This is a genomic window from Streptomyces sp. NPDC001100, from assembly GCF_053598575.1.
The window spans coordinates 218,853-234,406 of sequence record NZ_JBSFKO010000011.1; the positions used below are offsets into that span (position 1 = coordinate 218,853).

Annotated in this window: 16 protein-coding genes; 13 read left to right on the plus strand and 3 right to left on the minus strand. The window is 71.7% G+C overall.

What is annotated here, in order from left to right:
• Window positions 1-139: 139 nt before the first annotated feature.
• Window positions 140-1,060, plus strand: a complete 921-nt coding sequence (locus ACWDEW_RS18530; protein ID WP_450514036.1) for a YihY/virulence factor BrkB family protein — start codon at window positions 140-142, stop codon at window positions 1,058-1,060.
• On the opposite strand, the gene ACWDEW_RS18535 is transcribed toward ACWDEW_RS18530, so the two are convergent.
• Complete coding sequence (locus ACWDEW_RS18535; protein WP_450514037.1) at window positions 1,030-1,743, minus strand: alpha/beta hydrolase; 714 nt, start codon at window positions 1,741-1,743, stop codon at window positions 1,030-1,032. The two genes, ACWDEW_RS18530 and ACWDEW_RS18535, sit on opposite strands and share 31 nt — an antisense overlap.
• Before the next feature lie 304 nt (window positions 1,744-2,047).
• Here ACWDEW_RS18535 and ACWDEW_RS18540 point away from each other — a divergent pair, with 304 nt between their 5' ends.
• Together ACWDEW_RS18540 and ACWDEW_RS18545 are read left to right on the plus strand one after the other, a co-directional pair.
• On the plus strand, window positions 2,048-2,398 hold the full coding sequence (locus ACWDEW_RS18540; protein WP_019075909.1) for a VOC family protein: 351 nt from the start codon (window positions 2,048-2,050) through the stop codon (window positions 2,396-2,398).
• Window positions 2,399-2,495: 97 nt separating this feature from the next.
• Window positions 2,496-2,897 carry a MarR family winged helix-turn-helix transcriptional regulator gene (locus ACWDEW_RS18545; protein WP_450514038.1) on the plus strand — a complete coding sequence of 134 codons (402 nt, stop codon included), beginning with the start codon at window positions 2,496-2,498 and terminating at the stop codon, window positions 2,895-2,897.
• 21 nt (window positions 2,898-2,918) lie between these two features.
• Here the strand turns inward: ACWDEW_RS18545 and pqqB are convergent, their stop codons facing one another.
• Window positions 2,919-3,806, minus strand: coding sequence for a pyrroloquinoline quinone biosynthesis protein PqqB (pqqB, locus tag ACWDEW_RS18550; RefSeq protein ID WP_450514039.1), 888 nt, complete (start codon window positions 3,804-3,806; stop codon window positions 2,919-2,921).
• 125 nt (window positions 3,807-3,931) lie between these two features.
• Window positions 3,932-4,780: a LysR family transcriptional regulator gene (locus ACWDEW_RS18555; protein ID WP_450514040.1), complete on the minus strand. Its 849-nt coding sequence runs from the start codon at window positions 4,778-4,780 to the stop codon at window positions 3,932-3,934.
• A 338-nt stretch (window positions 4,781-5,118) separates the two neighbouring features.
• Here ACWDEW_RS18555 and ACWDEW_RS18560 point away from each other — a divergent pair, with 338 nt between their 5' ends.
• The 10 genes from ACWDEW_RS18560 to ACWDEW_RS18605 all read left to right on the plus strand — a co-directional run bounded on the left by ACWDEW_RS18560 (window position 5,119) and on the right by ACWDEW_RS18605 (window position 15,548).
• Entirely contained in the window at window positions 5,119-5,829 is a 711-nt protein-coding gene (locus ACWDEW_RS18560) for an alpha/beta hydrolase (protein ID WP_450514041.1), read from the plus strand.
• Window positions 5,826-6,671 (plus strand): sulfurtransferase, encoded by an 846-nt coding sequence (locus ACWDEW_RS18565; RefSeq protein WP_450514042.1) that lies wholly within the window; start codon window positions 5,826-5,828, stop codon window positions 6,669-6,671. The genes ACWDEW_RS18560 and ACWDEW_RS18565 overlap by 4 nt, the downstream gene beginning before the upstream one ends.
• On the plus strand, window positions 6,668-7,552 hold the full coding sequence (locus ACWDEW_RS18570) for an ABC transporter permease (RefSeq protein WP_450514043.1): 885 nt from the start codon (window positions 6,668-6,670) through the stop codon (window positions 7,550-7,552). The genes ACWDEW_RS18565 and ACWDEW_RS18570 overlap by 4 nt, the downstream gene beginning before the upstream one ends.
• Window positions 7,553-7,554: 2 nt before the next feature.
• Entirely contained in the window at window positions 7,555-8,271 is a 717-nt protein-coding gene (locus ACWDEW_RS18575) for an ABC transporter ATP-binding protein (RefSeq protein ID WP_450514044.1), read from the plus strand.
• The gene (locus ACWDEW_RS18580; protein WP_450514045.1) at window positions 8,268-9,236 is read left to right on the plus strand and encodes an ABC transporter substrate-binding protein; all 969 of its coding nucleotides are present in this window, start codon (window positions 8,268-8,270) and stop codon (window positions 9,234-9,236) included. The genes ACWDEW_RS18575 and ACWDEW_RS18580 overlap by 4 nt, the downstream gene beginning before the upstream one ends.
• A 23-nt stretch (window positions 9,237-9,259) precedes the next feature.
• Complete coding sequence (locus ACWDEW_RS18585) at window positions 9,260-10,360, plus strand: LLM class flavin-dependent oxidoreductase (RefSeq protein WP_450514046.1); 1,101 nt, start codon at window positions 9,260-9,262, stop codon at window positions 10,358-10,360.
• Window positions 10,361-10,404: 44 nt separating this feature from the next.
• Entirely contained in the window at window positions 10,405-11,418 is a 1,014-nt protein-coding gene (locus tag ACWDEW_RS18590; protein ID WP_450514047.1) for an ABC transporter substrate-binding protein, read from the plus strand.
• Window positions 11,415-12,521 (plus strand): acyl-CoA dehydrogenase family protein, encoded by a 1,107-nt coding sequence (locus tag ACWDEW_RS18595; RefSeq protein WP_450514048.1) that lies wholly within the window; start codon window positions 11,415-11,417, stop codon window positions 12,519-12,521. The genes ACWDEW_RS18590 and ACWDEW_RS18595 overlap by 4 nt, the downstream gene beginning before the upstream one ends.
• Before the next feature lie 28 nt (window positions 12,522-12,549).
• Window positions 12,550-13,932, plus strand: coding sequence for an FAD-binding oxidoreductase (locus ACWDEW_RS18600; protein WP_450514049.1), 1,383 nt, complete (start codon window positions 12,550-12,552; stop codon window positions 13,930-13,932).
• Between the two features lie 194 nt (window positions 13,933-14,126).
• Window positions 14,127-15,548, plus strand: coding sequence for a family 2B encapsulin nanocompartment shell protein (locus tag ACWDEW_RS18605; RefSeq protein WP_450514050.1), 1,422 nt, complete (start codon window positions 14,127-14,129; stop codon window positions 15,546-15,548).
• Window positions 15,549-15,554 lie beyond the last annotated feature (6 nt).

Genomic DNA, 15,554 nt, shown 5'->3' on the forward strand with positions numbered 1-15,554 from the left:
GTCTCCCTGTTCCTCGCCGATCTCCGTGGACCTTACATGTTCTTGACGCTTCTTTACCAGTTCTTGAATGATCTGCCGAAGGACCCGCGTGGAGTAGAGAAGCCGAACACGGGCAGACGGGGAACCTGGGGAGAGGTGGATGGGCATGAGCACACCGTTCGCGGCGATGATCGCGGTCCGGCCGCCCGCCGCGTGGTGGCCCGCGCTGCGGCGGACGCCGGTCGCGCTGTGGAACGACGACATCACGGACTACGCGGCGGCGCTGACGTACTACGCGATCCTGGCCGTTCTCCCCGCGATGCTGGCGACGGTCCTGGGGTTCGGGATGATCAGCCCGGACACCGCCCAGGAGTTCATCAGCCATGTCGCCGCCTACGCCCCGGCCGACTCGGGCGCCGATCTGCACACCGTCCTGTCCCACGCGCTGGCCGCGGACGGCACGGCCTGGCCGTTGCTCGTGACCGGTGCGGGCAGCGCGCTGTGGTCGGCCTCCAGCTATCTCGCCGTGTTCCGCCGCGCCCTGCACCGGATGCACCACACCGAGGACCGGCGGTCGACCTGGCGCAAGGCACACCGGATCGTGCTCACGGCGCTCCTGCTGCTCGGGCTGCTCCTCGTCGGCTCGCTCACCCTGCTGCTGACCGGCCCGCTGGCGGAGGTCGTCGGCCGGATGTTCGGCATGGGCAGTACCGCGGCCTGGGCGTGGAGTCTGCTGCGCTGGCCGGTGCTGCTGTGCCTGGTGGTCCTCCTGGTCGTGGTCGTCTTCCACACCGGCCCGGCCTCGGCGCGCCGGCGCGGGCACACCCTGCCCGGTGGCGCCCTGGCCGCCGCGCTGTGGCTGGCCGTCTCGGCGGGCTTCTCGTCGTACGCCTCGACACTCGGCGCCTACAGCAGGCTCTACGGCTCGCTCTCCGGCATCGTCGTCTTCCTCGTCTGGCTGTGGCTGTCGAACCTGGCGCTGCTCACGGGAGCGCAGTTCGCCGCGGAACTGGCCGGGCCGCCGGGTGGTCCGGCCCCTCGGTCACCTGATCACAGCACGGGGAAGGCGGCCGTTCCGTAGGACTCCTCGGGCAGTGGGTCCGGAGTGCCGGCGGGGTCGAGGAGGTGGGCGACGAGGGCGGCCGCGGTGTCGTGCCAGAGGCGGTGGCGGCGGAGCATGCCGTGGTCGCCGCCGCCGATGAGTGCCATTCCGGTACGGGCCCCCGTGGTTCGCGCCCTGCGCACGCAGTCCGCCGAGTCGGTGGGTGAGGTGACGCGGTCCTCGTCGCCGTGCAGGCAGACGACGTGTCGGCCCGCCGTCTGCTCCACCGGTTCGCCGGACGGCCACCACGGTGCCAGGGCGACCACACCGCGCACCTGCGGGTGACCGGCGGCGCGCAGGGCGGCCCGGCCGCCCATGGAGTGGCCGAGCAGCAAGGTCGGTACGGGGCCCGCCAGTTCGGCGAGTTCGTCCAGCGCGCGCAGGGTGTCCCGCACGGGGTCGGCGCGCTCGCCGTTCCAGCCGCGCACTCGGTAGCGGGCCCGGGCGAGGAGGACGTCGTCGCCGGGCAGCGCGCCGGACACCGCCCGCAGGAACGGTCCCATGCGCAGCGCGGCGAGCTGCCAGGGCCGGGCGGCGCGGAGGCTCGTCTCCTGGCCGCCGTGCAGGACCAGGACGGCCGCCCGCGGGCGGGCCGGACGGTGCCGGAGCAGCAGTGCGCCTCCGGGCGCGGGCGACGGAAGTCCGGTCTCGTCCTGCTGCACGTCGGTGTGCCTCCTGTTCCGGTGTTCCGGCCTCGCCGTGACCTCCGCGTCGCGGGTCACGGAGATGATCCTCCCCCGGACGAGGGGTCGCATCGGCCCCGGGGCGGGTGGCGGACCGGCCGGGATCGTCGACGGGCCCGCCGGACACGGCGGTGGGCGACTGATCCGCCCCGCACGGCGACCGGTGACGGACCGTCCCCGCACGGCAGCCGGTCAGGATTGGAGAAGCCTCCGCCCGCTCCCCCGTCCTAGCCTGAATTCACCGGCGAAATCCGCCGGACCACGCTTCACGGAGGAGCTCGCCATGACCGACGGCCTGAACACGATCATCTACCCCGTCAAGGACCTCGACCGCGCGAAGGCCCTGTTCGGCGCCCTGCTGGGCGTCGAACCGTACGCGGACGAGCCGTACTACGTCGGCTACAAGGCCGCGGGCCAGGACGTCGGTCTCGACCCGAACGGGCACTCCCGGGGCATGACCGGACCGGTGCCGTACTGGACCGTGGACGACATCCGGACACGGGTGGCGGCTCTCGTGGAGGCCGGGGCCGAGCTGGTCCAGGACGTCCAGGACGTCGGCGGCGGCAAGCTGATCGCCTTTGTGAAGGACGCGGACGGGAACTTCGTCGGGCTCACCCAGAATCCGGCCGCCTGACACCGCCGCCGGACGGGGCCGGCCACCCGCGGACGCTACTTGCACGCGCACTAGTTGCAGACTCAACGATTGGCCGGATCGGTGTTACCGTGCAGGTATGGCAGTGAAGTCGGCCGGTGCCCGGCAACTAGAGGACCAGTGGCGGGACATCCTGTCCGTGCACGCGCGCACGATGTGCGAGATCGACCGTGTGCTGCACCCGCACGGGCTGGGCGCGAGCGACTTCGAGGTGCTGGACATGCTCGCGTCCGAGGCGCCCCGGGACGGCGACCAGTGCCGGGTGCAGAACCTGGTCGGGCGGGTCCATCTCAGCCAGAGCGCGCTCTCCCGGCTCATCGGCCGGCTGGAGAAGGACGGCCTCGTGGAACGCTCCGTGTGCGTCGAGGACCGCCGCGGGGTGTGGGTCGCGCTGACCCGCAAGGGCCGCGATCTGCACGCGGAGGTACTGCCGCTTCAACGGGGCGTGCTGGCAAGGATGTTGGACAGCGCGCAGGAGTAGCCGCGGCCCGGCCGGGCCGCCTCACACCACGAACTCGGCTCCGTCCACGAGCACTTCGACACCCGCACCGTTCACCTGCGCCCGCGCCGTCGAGCCGGGGTCGAGCAGCGGGTTCGCGTGGTCCAGGTGGGTGTAGATCCGGCGGACACCGGGATACCGGGCGAGGACGGCGAGGCTGCCGCCGGGACCGGTGACGGGCACATGCCCGGTGCCCACCTCGTCCGTACCGAAGAAGGTGCCGTCAAGCACCGCGCAGTCCGCCGTCTCCAGCAGGTCGTCGAAAGCGTCCGTCCAGGCGGCGACGCGTGGTGCGTAGACGAAGGCTCCGCCGGTCGCCAGATCCTCGACGCGGTACGCGACCGCCCAGCGGTCGTCCGGCCGGCGGGGCGGCACGTACCCGGGTGGCCCGTCGCCCACCGGATGGGCCGTGACGACCAGCCCTCCGGCGAGCACGAACCCGTCCTCGGCGAGGCCGTCGCCCCACTCCCAGGGTGCGTAGCGGTCGAGAGCGGCCCGGGCCGGGGTGAGCGCGGTGAGAACGGGTTGCGGGGCGTACACCTTGAGACCCGCCGCTCCGCGCAGCACGGTCAGACCGGCCACGTGGTGGGGCTCGGCATCGGTGAGGAGCACACCGCGCACGGGGGTGTCGCGCGGGCCGGGGCCGGGCCACAGAGCGGGGATGGCGGAGAGCTGGGTACGGACGTCGGGTGAGGCGTTGAGCAGCCACCAGTCGCGCGCGTTGCCGGTGACGGCCACGCAGTCCTGGGTACGGGAGGGCAGTTTCCCGTCGCGGGCGGCCGCGCACAGCGCGCAGGCGCAGTTCCACTGCGGGAAACCGCCACCGGCGGCGGTACCGAGCAGGACGGCCCTCACGACGATCGCGCCCCCTTCCGGAATCGGAATCACCATCGGGGTCGGCTCGCCATCCGAATCGGTTCACCATCCGAATCTCCCCGGGGCATCTTTCCTCCGAAACGCCTCGGACTACCCCGTCACAGGGGGCAGTTCCGGCCGATCTGCGACCGCGGCGCGCCTCAGCGCAGCAGATCCCGTACGGCGGCGAAGGCCGCATCGACCGTCGCCGGGTCGGCGCCCGGGCGGGCGAGCGCGCTCATGGGGATCGGGGTGACCGAGGGCAGGCCGTCGTACGGGGTCAGCCCGTCCGGGGCCGATCCGACGGCGGCGAGCAGGGCGACGCCCTGGCCGGTGCGGGCGATGTCGAGGACGCCCGCGAGATAGCCCGCGTCGCCGACGACCGCGGCCGGAACCCCGTGCGCGGCGAGCGTGGAAATCGCGCGGCGACGGATCGCGCACGGGTCCTCGATGGCGACCAGCGGGACGGGCGCGGGCGCGGCCGGAGGCCGCCAGCCGGGCGTTGCGTGCCAGGTCAGCGGAAGGCCGCCGACCGGTGTGCCCTCGGTGGCGGCGGCCTCGGTGACGTACACCGCGACGTCGACGCTGCCGCGCTCCACCGCCTCGACGAGCCGGGCCGAGCGGTCGATGCGGAAGCGGACCCGGCAGCCGGGCCGTACCTCCTGGACGGCCGCGGTCAGCCGTGGCAGAAACTGGTCGGCCGCGTGTTCGGTGGAGCCGATCGTGATGGTGTCGCCGTCCACGTCGAGCAGGGTGCGTACGGCCTCGTCGTGCACGGCGAGGATGCGGCGGGCCTGTTCGAGGAGCAGTCGCCCTTCGGGGGTGAACCGGGTGCCGCGCCCTTCCCTCTCGACGATCGGCAGGGCGAGCGTCTTCTCCAGCCTGCGCACGTGCTGGCTGACCGCGGACTGGCTCAGGGCGAGAGCCCGGGCCGCGCGATGGAAGCCGCCGCAGTCGGCTATCGCGGTCAGGCTGCGCAGGGCCACGATGTCGAGGACAGGTTGGGGCATGCCGGTGACGGTAGTCGTTCCGGTCATCGATCGCGACAACTGATCGATTTCGATGCAGAATCATCGTTGGACGCGATCGGTCGGATCCGGTCATGATGAGCGCATGCTGCACACGACCGCTTTCGCTGCCCTTCTGACGCAGCGCCGAGTCATCGACTTCGGCGTGGCGTGCAGCGCGCGCTGTCGTTGACCAACCGCCTCTCCGCGGCACCCTTCCCGAGTTCTCGCTGATCACGTCCGCCCTGCGCACTGACACGTGACGGCGGCTCCGGCCTGCTCGCTTCCCCTCCCCCTTGCTGGATTCCCCTCCCCCGCCCCTCGTTGGGAGTTGCCACCCCATGCCCTCTCACTCCGTCTCGTCCTGGGACGAACCCGAAGGCCTCGCCGCGCGCGGCACGTTGATCGTGCTGGCCGGGCGGGGCGAACACGGCGGTGTCTACGAGCGGTTCGGCCGCCGGCTCGGCTACGACGCCTACCGCGTCCGCGCCCTCGACGACCCGGCCGCCGACCCCGCCGTACTGGAGCAGGCCGCCAAGCTGCTCGCCGACGAGTCGCTGCCGGGCCCGAAGGTGCTGGTCGGTTCCGACACCGGCGCGCGATACGCCCTCCAGCTCGCCGCCGAGCAGACCGCGGGCATCGACGCACTGATCCTGGCCGGGCTGCCCACCGGCACCTGGACGGCGGGGAGTTGGGAGGAGGAGGCCGCGGCACGCACCGCCTGCCCGACCCATCAGGGGCGTCTCACCAACGATCCCGAGTTCCGCCGGGGCGCCATCGGCGACAACCCCGAGTCGCCCGAGCCGCGCCTGGATCAGGTGCGGGCCCCGGTGCTGGCCCTGCACGGCAAGGAGGACACGATCAGCCCGCTCGACCGGGCGCTGAGCGTCTACGACGGTCACCCGAACGTGCACACCGTGACCTTCGTGGACGGCCGGCACGACGTCCTCAACGACGCCCTGCACCGCACCGTCGCCGCCACGGTCGTCCTCTTCCTCGAACGGCTCCGTCTCTCCCCCGAACTCCCCGCGATCGCCGTGGAGTTGACATGAGCCGCCGCGTGACGACCACGGTCCCCGAGCTGGCCGAACTCCTCGGCACCGAGCAGCCGCCGGTGCTCCTGGACGTCCGCTGGGCACTCGGCGATCCCTACGGCCGCGACCACTACGCCGACGGTCACATCCCCGGCGCGGTCTATGTCGACCTCGACACCGAACTGGCCGCGCCCGCGAGTCCGGAGGGCGGCCGGCATCCGCTCCCGGACCTCGCGGAATTCCAGGAATCGGCACGCCGCTGGGGCATCGGGACCGGGCGGCCCGTCGTGGTCTACGACGACCTCGGCAACACGGCGGCGGCCCGCGCCTGGTGGCTGCTGCGCTACGCCGGCGTCGGCGACGTGACCCTGCTGGACGGGGCGTTGGGCGCCTGGCGCGCGGCCGGGCTGCCGCTGGAGTCCGGGATCACCGCCGATCCGGAACCGGGCGACGTCGTACTCCGCGCGGGTGCGCTGCCGATCACCGACGCCGACGGCGCCGCCGAACTCGCCGCCTCCGGGCTGCTGTTGGACGCTCGCGCCGGTGAGCGGTACCGGGGTGAGGTCGAGCCGGTGGACCCGCGCGCGGGGCATGTCCCGGGGGCGGTGTCCGCGCCGACCGGGGAGAACCTGACGGCGGACGGGACCTTCCGCTCGCCCGAGGAGCTGCGCAAGCGGTTCGAGGATCGGGGTGCCGGGGCCGCGTCACGCATCGGTGTGTACTGCGGGTCCGGGGTCACCGCCGCCCATCAGATCGCGGCGCTGGAGATCGCCGGGTTCGAGGCGACGCTCTTTCCCGGTTCCTGGTCGGCCTGGTCCGCCGATCCCGCCCGCCCGGCGGCGACGGGAGGCCGGCCATGACGACGAAACCGCTGAACGCGGCGGTGCTGCCCGCGCAGTCGGCCCCCGAGGACAAGGCCCCGGCAGCGGCGGCCCGCGTCACCATCCGGGGCACGGCGAGGACCGCCCGCCGCTTCACCGTCCCGCGCTCCGTGCGGCGGGCCGCAGGACCGGTCGGCCTCGTGCTGCTGTGGTTCCTGACCTCCGCCACGGGAGTGCTGCCCGAGTCCGTGCTGGCCTCCCCCGTCGACGTCATCCGACAGGCCCTCGACCTGACGAAGGACGGTGAACTCCCCCGCGCCATCGCCGCGTCGGGCCGCCGTGCCGCCATCGGATTCCTCATCGGCGCGAGCGTCGCGCTCGTGCTGTCGCTGACGGCCGGGCTGTTCCGGCTCGGCGAGGACGTCATCGACTCCTCGATGGGCATGTTCCGGGCGATCCCCTGGGTGGGTCTGATCCCGCTGTTCATCGTCTGGTTCGGCATCGAGGAGACCCCGAAGATAGCCCTGGTCGCACTCGGTGTGACCTACCCGCTGTACTTCAACATCTACGGCGGCATCCGCTCCACCGACGCCCAACTCGTCGAGGCCGCACGGATGATGGGGCTCGGCCGGCTCGGTCTGATCAAGTACGTCATCCTGCCGAGCGCACTGCCCGGGGCACTCGTGGGACTCCGGTACGCGCTGTCCACCGCCTGGCTGGCGCTGGTGTTCGCCGAGCAGGTCAACGCGGACGCGGGGCTCGGCTATCTGATGAGCAACGCCCAGCAGTACTTCCGCACCGACGTCATCGTGCTCTGCCTCGTCGTGTACGCGTTGCTCGGGCTGGCCTGCGACTTCGCCGTACGGATCCTGTCGCGCCGCCTGCTGACCTGGCGGGCCAACTTCGAGGGCGAGGCGTAACCATGGCCAACTCCGTGGAGATACGGGGCCTTTCGCGGGCCTTCGACGGCAACACCGTGCTGCACGCCCTCGATCTCGACATCCGTGAGGGCGAGTTCGTGGCCCTGCTCGGGCACAGCGGCTGCGGCAAGTCGACGCTGCTGCGGATCCTCGCGGGGCTCGACGACGAGATCTGCGGCGAGGTGACCGTGCCCGCGCGGCGCAGCGCGGCCTTCCAATCGCCGCGTCTGCTCCCGTGGTTGAAGGTGTGGCGCAATGTCGTGCTCGGTCTGCCGGGCCGCCCGGACCGGGCGCTCGCCGAGAAGGCGCTCGACGAGGTCGGCATCGCCGAGCGCGCGACCGTCTGGCCGAAGACGCTGTCCGGCGGTCAGGCCCAGCGCGTGTCGCTGGCCCGCGCCCTGGTCCGCGAGCCCGAACTCCTGCTGCTGGACGAGCCGTTCGGCGCCCTGGACGCGCTGACCCGGGGCAAGGTGCAGGCGCTCGTCGCCGAGCTGTGGCGGCTGCACGGGTGCGCGATCCTCCTGGTCACCCATGACGTGGAGGAGGCGCTGCTGCTCGCCGACCGCGTGCTGGTGATGGACGAGGGCCGTATCGCCCACGAGTTGACCGTCGACCTGCCGCGCCCCCGTGATCTGACCGCCCCCGAGTTCGTGACCCTGCGCGCCCGCCTCCTGAACTGGCTCGGCGTGACCCGCACCCTGGAAGGAACCCCCTCGTGATCCGCAGAATCGCCGCCGCCACCCTGAGCCTGACCGCCCTGCTGGCGCTGAGCGCCTGCGGCGGCAACTCCTCGGCGGACACCGCATCCGGCGGGCAGGTCACCCTCACCATCGGCGACCAGGCCAAGACCCTCCAGACCATCATCGCCGCCTCGGACGCGCTCAAGGGCGCCAAGTACAAGGTGAAGTGGGCAGAGTTCCAGGGCGCGGCCCCCCTCTACCAGGCCGTGCAGGCGAACGCCGCCGACACCGGTTACTCCGCCGACCTGCCCGCGCTCCAGGCCCTCAGCGGCGGCGTCAAGATCAAGAACGTGGCCGCCCTCAAGAACGACGGCACGCACGTCGGGATCGTCGTCCGCAAGGACTCCGGCATCGACAGCGTGCAGGACCTCAAGGGCCAGAAGGTCGTGGTGTCCTCGGCGAAGGGCAGCGTCTCGGAGTACCTGCTGGCCAACGTCCTCAAGCAGAACGGGCTCAGCTACAAGGACGTCAAGGTGCAGTACCTGCTGCCGACCGACGCGCAGGCCGCGTTCGCCTCCGGGAAGATCAAGATCTGGGCGACCTTCGGCGTCTACCAGGCCGTCGGTCTGGAGCAGGGCGGCAAGCTCCTCGTCGACGGCGCGGACGGCCGGGTCAGCGGTATCGGGTTCATCAACGCCTCCGACAAGGCCCTCGCCAACTCCGCGAAGAAGACCGCGCTCAGCGACTTCCTCGACCGCCTGAGCACGGCACTGAAGTGGACCAGCACCCACCAGGACGCGTACGCGAAGGCCATCGAGCAGCGCAACGGCGCCGACGCCTCGGTCGCGAAGACGCTCGCCTCCGCCGCGTACAGCCAGGTCCTGCCCATCACGTCGGACGTCAACACGACGGTCCAGCAGGTGGCCGACCTCATGAACAGCATCGGGGTCCTCGACCCGAACGTGGACGTGGCGAAGACCGCCGACACCTCCCTGCTCAAGTGACCTTCGCTTCTTAGGAGTTGATCATGCCTGTCGAGTTCATCAGCGCCGTCCACACCGACTCCGGGGCCTCGGGTCCCGCCGCCTCCAGCCGTACCGGCCTCGATGTCGACCACCTGCGCAAGTACGCCCGCGCGCTCGACGACGGCGGCTTCGACCACACCCTGGTCGCTTACCACTCGGCCTCGCCCGACGCCTTCCAGATCGCCCAGTTCGTCGCCACCCACACCGAGCGGATCCGTCCGATCCTCGCCCACCGGCCCGGCGTGATCTTCCCGACGCACGCGGCGCGCGCCCTGGCCACGCTGGATCAGATCAGCAACGGCCGGCTGACCCTGCACATCATCTCCGGGGGCAGCGACGAGGAGCAGCGCCGGGAGGGCGACTACCTCAACAAGGAGGAGCGGTACGAGCGTTCGGACGAGTACATCCAGATCCTGCGGAAGGTGTGGCAGGCCGAGGGACCCGTCTCGCACGAGGGCAAGTACTTCCGGTTCGACGGCTACTACTCCGACGTGAAGCCGGTGAAAGGCCTGGTCCCGATCTCGGTCGGCGGCTCCTCGCGGGACGCGTACCGGGTGGGCGGTCAGCAGGGCGACATCTTCGGCCTGTGGGGCGAGCCGCTGAAGGAGACGGCCGAGCAGATCGCCGCCGTCAACGCGGTCGCTGACGCCGCCGGGCGCCCGCACCCCCGTATCTGGGTGTCGTTCCGCCCGATCATCGCGCCCACCGAGGAACTGGCCTGGGAGAAGGCCCACCGCACCCTCGGCGTCCTCAAGGACCAGGCGAAGAACACCGAGTTGCTGCGCCACTACCGCACCACCGGCCGCCCGGCGAACGTCGGCTCGCAGCGTCTTCTCGACATCGCCGAGCGCGGTGAGGTCCAGGACCGCTGCCTGTGGACCGCACCCGCCGTCGCCACCAACGCCGCCGGCGCCTCAACTGCCCTTGTGGGCACGCCCGAAACGGTCGCGCAGGCACTCCTCGACTACGTCGACATCGGCTGCGACCTGCTCTCGATCCGCGGCTACGACCCGCTCAACGACGCGATCGACTACGCCCGCCACGTCCTGCCCCTGGTCCGCCAGGAACTCGCCCACCGGGCGACCACCTCGCAGGCCGCCTGATCCGTCCGTCCCCCTCTGATTGCGAACCCCCTTATGGAGACCCCGTGTTGTTGCGTCACACCCTGCGCGCGTCCACCGCCGCCCTCGCCCTCCTGCTGCCCTTCGCCGCGGCCTGCGGAGGCAGCGCGACGGCCGACTCCTCCTCCTCCTCCGACGTCTCCTCCGTGACCCTGCGGGTCGGCGACACCGGCTGGAAGGTCGACGAGGCCGTCCTCAAGTACGCCCACCTCGACGACACCCCGTACAAGGTGAAGTGGAACCTCTTCCAGGGCGGCGACAAGCAGCTCCAGGCCGTCCGCGCCGGAGCACTGGACCTCGCCTCCTCCAGCGAGATCCCGCCGATCTTCTCGGCCGCCGACGGCAAGCCCGACTTCAAGGTCGTCGCCGTCCAGCGCGGCACCACCCTCAACCAGGAAGTCGTCGTCCCCAAGGGCTCGAAGGTGACCGACATCGCGGGCCTCAAGGGCAAGAAGGTCGGCTACGTCCAGAACACCACCGCCCACTACTTCCTCTACGAGCTGCTGAAGCAGGCCGGCCTCAAGTGGTCGGACATCGACGCCAAGCCGCTGCTGCCCAACGACGGCCTCGCGGCCCTGAACGGCGGCTCCATCGACGCCTTCGCCTCCTACGGCACGTCGATCATCACGGCCCACCAGCAGGGCGCCCGCACGGTCGGCTCCGGGGCGGACATCCTGTCCGGCAACTTCCTCTGGTCGGCGCGCGACAGCGTCCTCAAGAGCCCCGCCCAGAAGGCCGCCGCGGCCGATCTGATCGCCCGGATCACCAGGGCGTACGCCTACGTCCGCGACGGCCACGAGGACGGCTTCGCGAAGGTCACCGCCGACGCCACCCACCAGCCGGTGGCCCAGGCCAAGTCGGACCTGGTCGCCGCGCAGAAGCAGCGCCCGACGCAGGCCAGGACGGTCGGCGACGACGCGATCGCCTCGCAGCAGAAGGTGGCCGACGCCTTCACCGAACTCGGCGCGCTGAAGGAGCACCTGGACGTGAAGTCGTTCTGGACCACTGCACTCAACTCCGACCTGAAGAAGGCCCTGTGACCGCCCGGATCGCCGAACTGGCCGCCGGCTACGACCAGTCGGGCGCCTTCCCCGCCGAGTCCCTCCGGATCGCCCACGAGGCCGGACTGCTCACCGCGACCATAGGGAAGCAGTACGGCGGTCGGGGCGCCCGGGTCGAGGAGAGCGCGCACATCCTGCACCGGATCGGCCAAGGCGACCCGTCCGTCGCCCTGATCGCGGCGATGACCCTCAACACCCACGCCCGGCAGGCCGTACAGCCGCACTGGCCCGAGGAGTTGTACGCGCGGCTCGTCAAGGAGTCCTTCGAGCGGCCGGTGCTCGTCAACCACGCGCGCGTGGAGCCCGAGTTGGGCTCCCCTGCGCGCGGCGGCCTCCCCTCGACGCTCGCCCGGCGCACTCCCGACGGCTGGTCGCTGAGCGGCACCAAGCGTTTCGTGACCGGCGCGGAGGGCCTGGACTGGTTCCTGGTGTGGGCCACCACCGACGAACAGGAGCCGCGCGTCGGCACCTTCCTGGTGCCGGGCGGCACCCCCGGTATCGAGATCACCGGCCGCTGGGACCAGTTGGGGCTGCGGGCCAGCGGCAGCCACGACGTGACCTTCCGGGACGTGGAGATCCCCTACGAGCACGTCATCGGCATCGGCCCGTACGGCGCGGCGGCCGAGCAGGACAACCGGGCGGGCGCGGCCCTCCATCTCCCGCTCGCGGCCCTCTACTTGGGGGTCGCGCGGGCCGCGCAGTCCTTCTTCCACACGTTCGCCCACGAGCGCGTGCCCGCCAACCTCGGTCATCCGGTGGCCCGTACGGAGCGGTTCCGCAGGACCGCCGGAGAGATCGAGGTGCTGCTGACCGCCGCCGAGGAGCTGGTGTTCGGCGGAGCGGCGCGCCTCGACGCGGGTGACACCGCCTACACCCCCGAACAGGCCCTGGGGACAAGGGTGTTGGCCGATCGGCACGCTGTGCGCGCGGTGGAGCTGGCGGTACGGCTGCTCGGCAATCCCGGCCTCGCGCGCGGCAACCCGCTGGAGCGCCACTTCCGGGACATCCAGTGCGCGCCCGTGCACGCGCCCCAGGAGGACATCTCCCTGCTCGCGATCGGAACGAAGGCGCTGAATCCGTGAAGGCACGCACAGTGAGGGTACGGAACCCGTGACCACAGCTCCCCCGACCACTCCCACCGCCGCCGCCCGGCTCCTCGGTCTGCTCGCCCGGGATCTGCCGCCCGACCGACTGGCCACGGATCCGCGCACCTTGGCCGCGCACGCCACGGACCGTTCGGGCACCCGGCCGGACGGTGTCCCGCTGGCCGTGGTGCACGCCCGGCGCACCGAGGACGTGACTGTCACACTCCGGCACGCGAACGCGCTGCGCGTGCCGGTGGTCCCGCGCGGCGCGGGCACCGGCCTGTCGGGCGGGGCGTCGGCCGGCGAGGGGGTGCTCGTGCTCGACCTGTCCGGGATGAACCGCATCCTGGAGCTGTCGGTCGACGACCAGCTCGCCGTGGTCGAACCGGGCGTGATCACCGCCGAGTTGGACCGGTCGGCGGCCGAGCACGGGCTGCGGTACGCGCCGGATCCGGCGAGTGCGGCGATCTCCACGATCGGCGGGAACATAGCGACCAACGCGGGCGGGCTGCGGTGCGCGAAGTACGGGGTGACACGGGACAGCGTGCTCGGTCTGGAGGCCGTCCTCGCCGACGGGACGGTGGTCACGACCGGCCGCCGTACCGTCAAAGGGGTCACCGGTTACGACCTCACCGCGCTGCTGACGGGCTCCGAGGGCACCCTCGCCGTCATCACCTCGGCGACCCTGCGGTTGCGCCCGGTGCCGGCGGCGACCGCGACGATCGCCGCCTGGTTCGACTCGTTCGAGGCGGCGGCCGAGGCCTCGTACGCGATCGGGCGGGCCGGGGTCGTACCGGCGCTCGCGGAGCTGCTCGACGGGCCGGTGCTGCACGCCGTCGACCCGGCGCTGGGCGCGCGGGGGGCGGCGCTGCTGCTGGTGCAGTGCGACGGGGCGGGGGCGAGCGTCGAGGCGGAGCAGGTCGCTCGGGTGCTCGCGGCGACGGCCACGACCGTGGAGACCACGGCGGACCCGGTGGAGGCGGAGGCGCTGCTGTCGGCCCGCCGGCTCGCGCTGCCCGCGCTGGAGCGGCTGGGCCGGCCGCTGATCGAGGACATCGCGGTGCCGCGCTCCCGGCTCGCGGAGGCGGTCCGCGAGATCCGCGCGATCTCCGCCCGTCATGCCGTGCCGGTCTACACCCTCGCGCACGCGGCGGACGGCAACCTGCATCCGATCATCGTGGTCGATCCCGCTCTGGACCGGCTGCCGGACGCGGCCTGGGAGGCGGCCGGCGAGATCTTCGCGCTGGCGCTGCGGCTCGGCGGAACACTGACCGGCGAGCACGGCGTGGGTGTACTCAAGCGGCAGTGGGTCGCGGACGAACTCGGCCCCACCGCCCACGCGTTGCAGCGGCGGCTGAAGGACGCCTTCGATCCGCACGGGATCCTCAATCCCGGCAAGACACTGTGAACGGCCCTGGGCCGGATACCCCGAAAGGGTGATGCCGGGGCAACCGGGGGTCGTGCGGAGGCACGTGCGATCGGCATGTGCCTCGACCGCCGGCAGAGGTCATCACTCGTCGTGACCGATGAGGGGTAGCTGTACGCACGGAACGTGACGGGACGCAGGCATTCCGTCATCCGTGCGACAGGAGAGTAGGCACCATGTCGGTCGAGACCGGTAGCGCGCCCGAGGCGGCCGCCGAGGAGCGCGAACAGCAGAGCCTCGGAACGGCCGCGGCACGCACCCTGGCGACCACGACCAAGTCCGAACCGCAGATGCAGGGGATCAGCTCGCGCTGGCTGACCCGCCTGCTGCCCTGGGTGAACGTGCCCGGCGGCACCTACCGCGTCAACCGCCGACTGTCGTACACGCTCGGCGACGGACGGGTGACGTTCGTACAGACCGGAGCGCAAGTACGGGTCGTCCCGGTCGAGTTGACCGAGCTCCCGCCGCTACGCGGCTTCGAGGACAGTGACGCGCTCGGCGCGCTGGCCGAGCGGTTCGAGCAACGGGACTACGCACCGGGCCAGTTGATCGCCCAGGCGGGCCGGCCCGCCGACTCGGTGTTCCTCGTCGCGCACGGAAAGGTGGAGCGGCTCGGAGTGGGCCCCTACGGCGACGAGGCGGTCGTCGGACTGCTGGCCGACGGCGACACCTTCGGCGGCCAGGTGCTCGCCGAACCCGACGGCGCCTGGGAGTTCACGGCCCGCGCCGCCACGGCCACCACGGTACTGACGCTGACGCACGCGGCGTACCAGGCCGTCGCGGACCGGCACGCGGAGCTGCGCGCACATGTCGAGGCGCGCGCCACGGACGAGCCCGGTCCGCTCAACACCTTCGGCGAGGCGGCGATCGCGCTCCGCGCCGGGCATGTGGGCGAGCCGGACCTGCCGGGCACGTTCGTGGACTACGACCTCGCACCGCGCGAGTACGAACTCGGCGTCGCCCAGACCGTGTTGAAGGTGCACTCCCGCGTCACCGACCTCTACAACCAGCCGATGAACCAGACCCAGCAGCAACTCCGGCTGACCGTCGAGGCCTTGCGTGAGCGGCAGGAGAGCGAACTCGTCAACAACCGGGACTTCGGGCTGCTGCACAACGCCGACTACGACCAGCGGATCTCCTCCCACTCCGGGCCACCGACCCCCGACGACCTGGACGAGCTGCTGAGCATGCGGCGCGGCACCCGGTTCCTGTTCGCGCATCCACGGGCGATCGCCGCGTTCGGCCGCGAGTGCAACAGGCGGGGCGTCTACTTCAGCGGCATCGACGTCGGCGGCCACCATCTGCCGGCCTGGCGCGGAGTCCCGCTGCTGCCGTGCGGCAAGATCCCGGTCAGCGCGTCCCATACGTCGTCCATCATCGCGATGCGCACCGGCGAGGACGACCAGGGCGTGATCGGCCTCCACCAGACGGGCATCCCGGACGAGCTCGAACCGGGCCTCAACGTACGGTTCATGGGCATCGACGAGCAGGCGATCATCTCCTACCTGGTGAGCACCTACTTCTCTGCGGCGGTCCTGGTACCGGACGCGATCGGCATCCTGGAAAACGTCGAAGTCTCCCGCCGGAACGGCAACTGACCACGC

Bases quoted from the DNA above. Each gene is read 5' to 3' on its own strand.
- ACWDEW_RS18530 (WP_450514036.1), top strand. From the start codon at position 140: ATGGGCATGAGCACACCGTTCGCGGCGATGATCGCGGTCCGGCCGCCC.
- ACWDEW_RS18540 (WP_019075909.1), top strand. From the start codon at position 2,048: ATGACCGACGGCCTGAACACGATCATCTACCCCGTCAAGGACCTCGAC.
- ACWDEW_RS18545 (WP_450514038.1), top strand. From the start codon at position 2,496: ATGGCAGTGAAGTCGGCCGGTGCCCGGCAACTAGAGGACCAGTGGCGG.
- pqqB (WP_450514039.1), bottom strand. From the start codon at position 3,806: ATGGTGATTCCGATTCCGGAAGGGGGCGCGATCGTCGTGAGGGCCGTC.
- ACWDEW_RS18555 (WP_450514040.1), bottom strand. From the start codon at position 4,780: ATGCCCCAACCTGTCCTCGACATCGTGGCCCTGCGCAGCCTGACCGCG.
- ACWDEW_RS18560 (WP_450514041.1), top strand. From the start codon at position 5,119: ATGCCCTCTCACTCCGTCTCGTCCTGGGACGAACCCGAAGGCCTCGCC.
- ACWDEW_RS18565 (WP_450514042.1), top strand. From the start codon at position 5,826: ATGAGCCGCCGCGTGACGACCACGGTCCCCGAGCTGGCCGAACTCCTC.
- ACWDEW_RS18570 (WP_450514043.1), top strand. From the start codon at position 6,668: ATGACGACGAAACCGCTGAACGCGGCGGTGCTGCCCGCGCAGTCGGCC.
- ACWDEW_RS18575 (WP_450514044.1), top strand. From the start codon at position 7,555: ATGGCCAACTCCGTGGAGATACGGGGCCTTTCGCGGGCCTTCGACGGC.
- ACWDEW_RS18585 (WP_450514046.1), top strand. From the start codon at position 9,260: ATGCCTGTCGAGTTCATCAGCGCCGTCCACACCGACTCCGGGGCCTCG.
- ACWDEW_RS18605 (WP_450514050.1), top strand. From the start codon at position 14,127: ATGTCGGTCGAGACCGGTAGCGCGCCCGAGGCGGCCGCCGAGGAGCGC.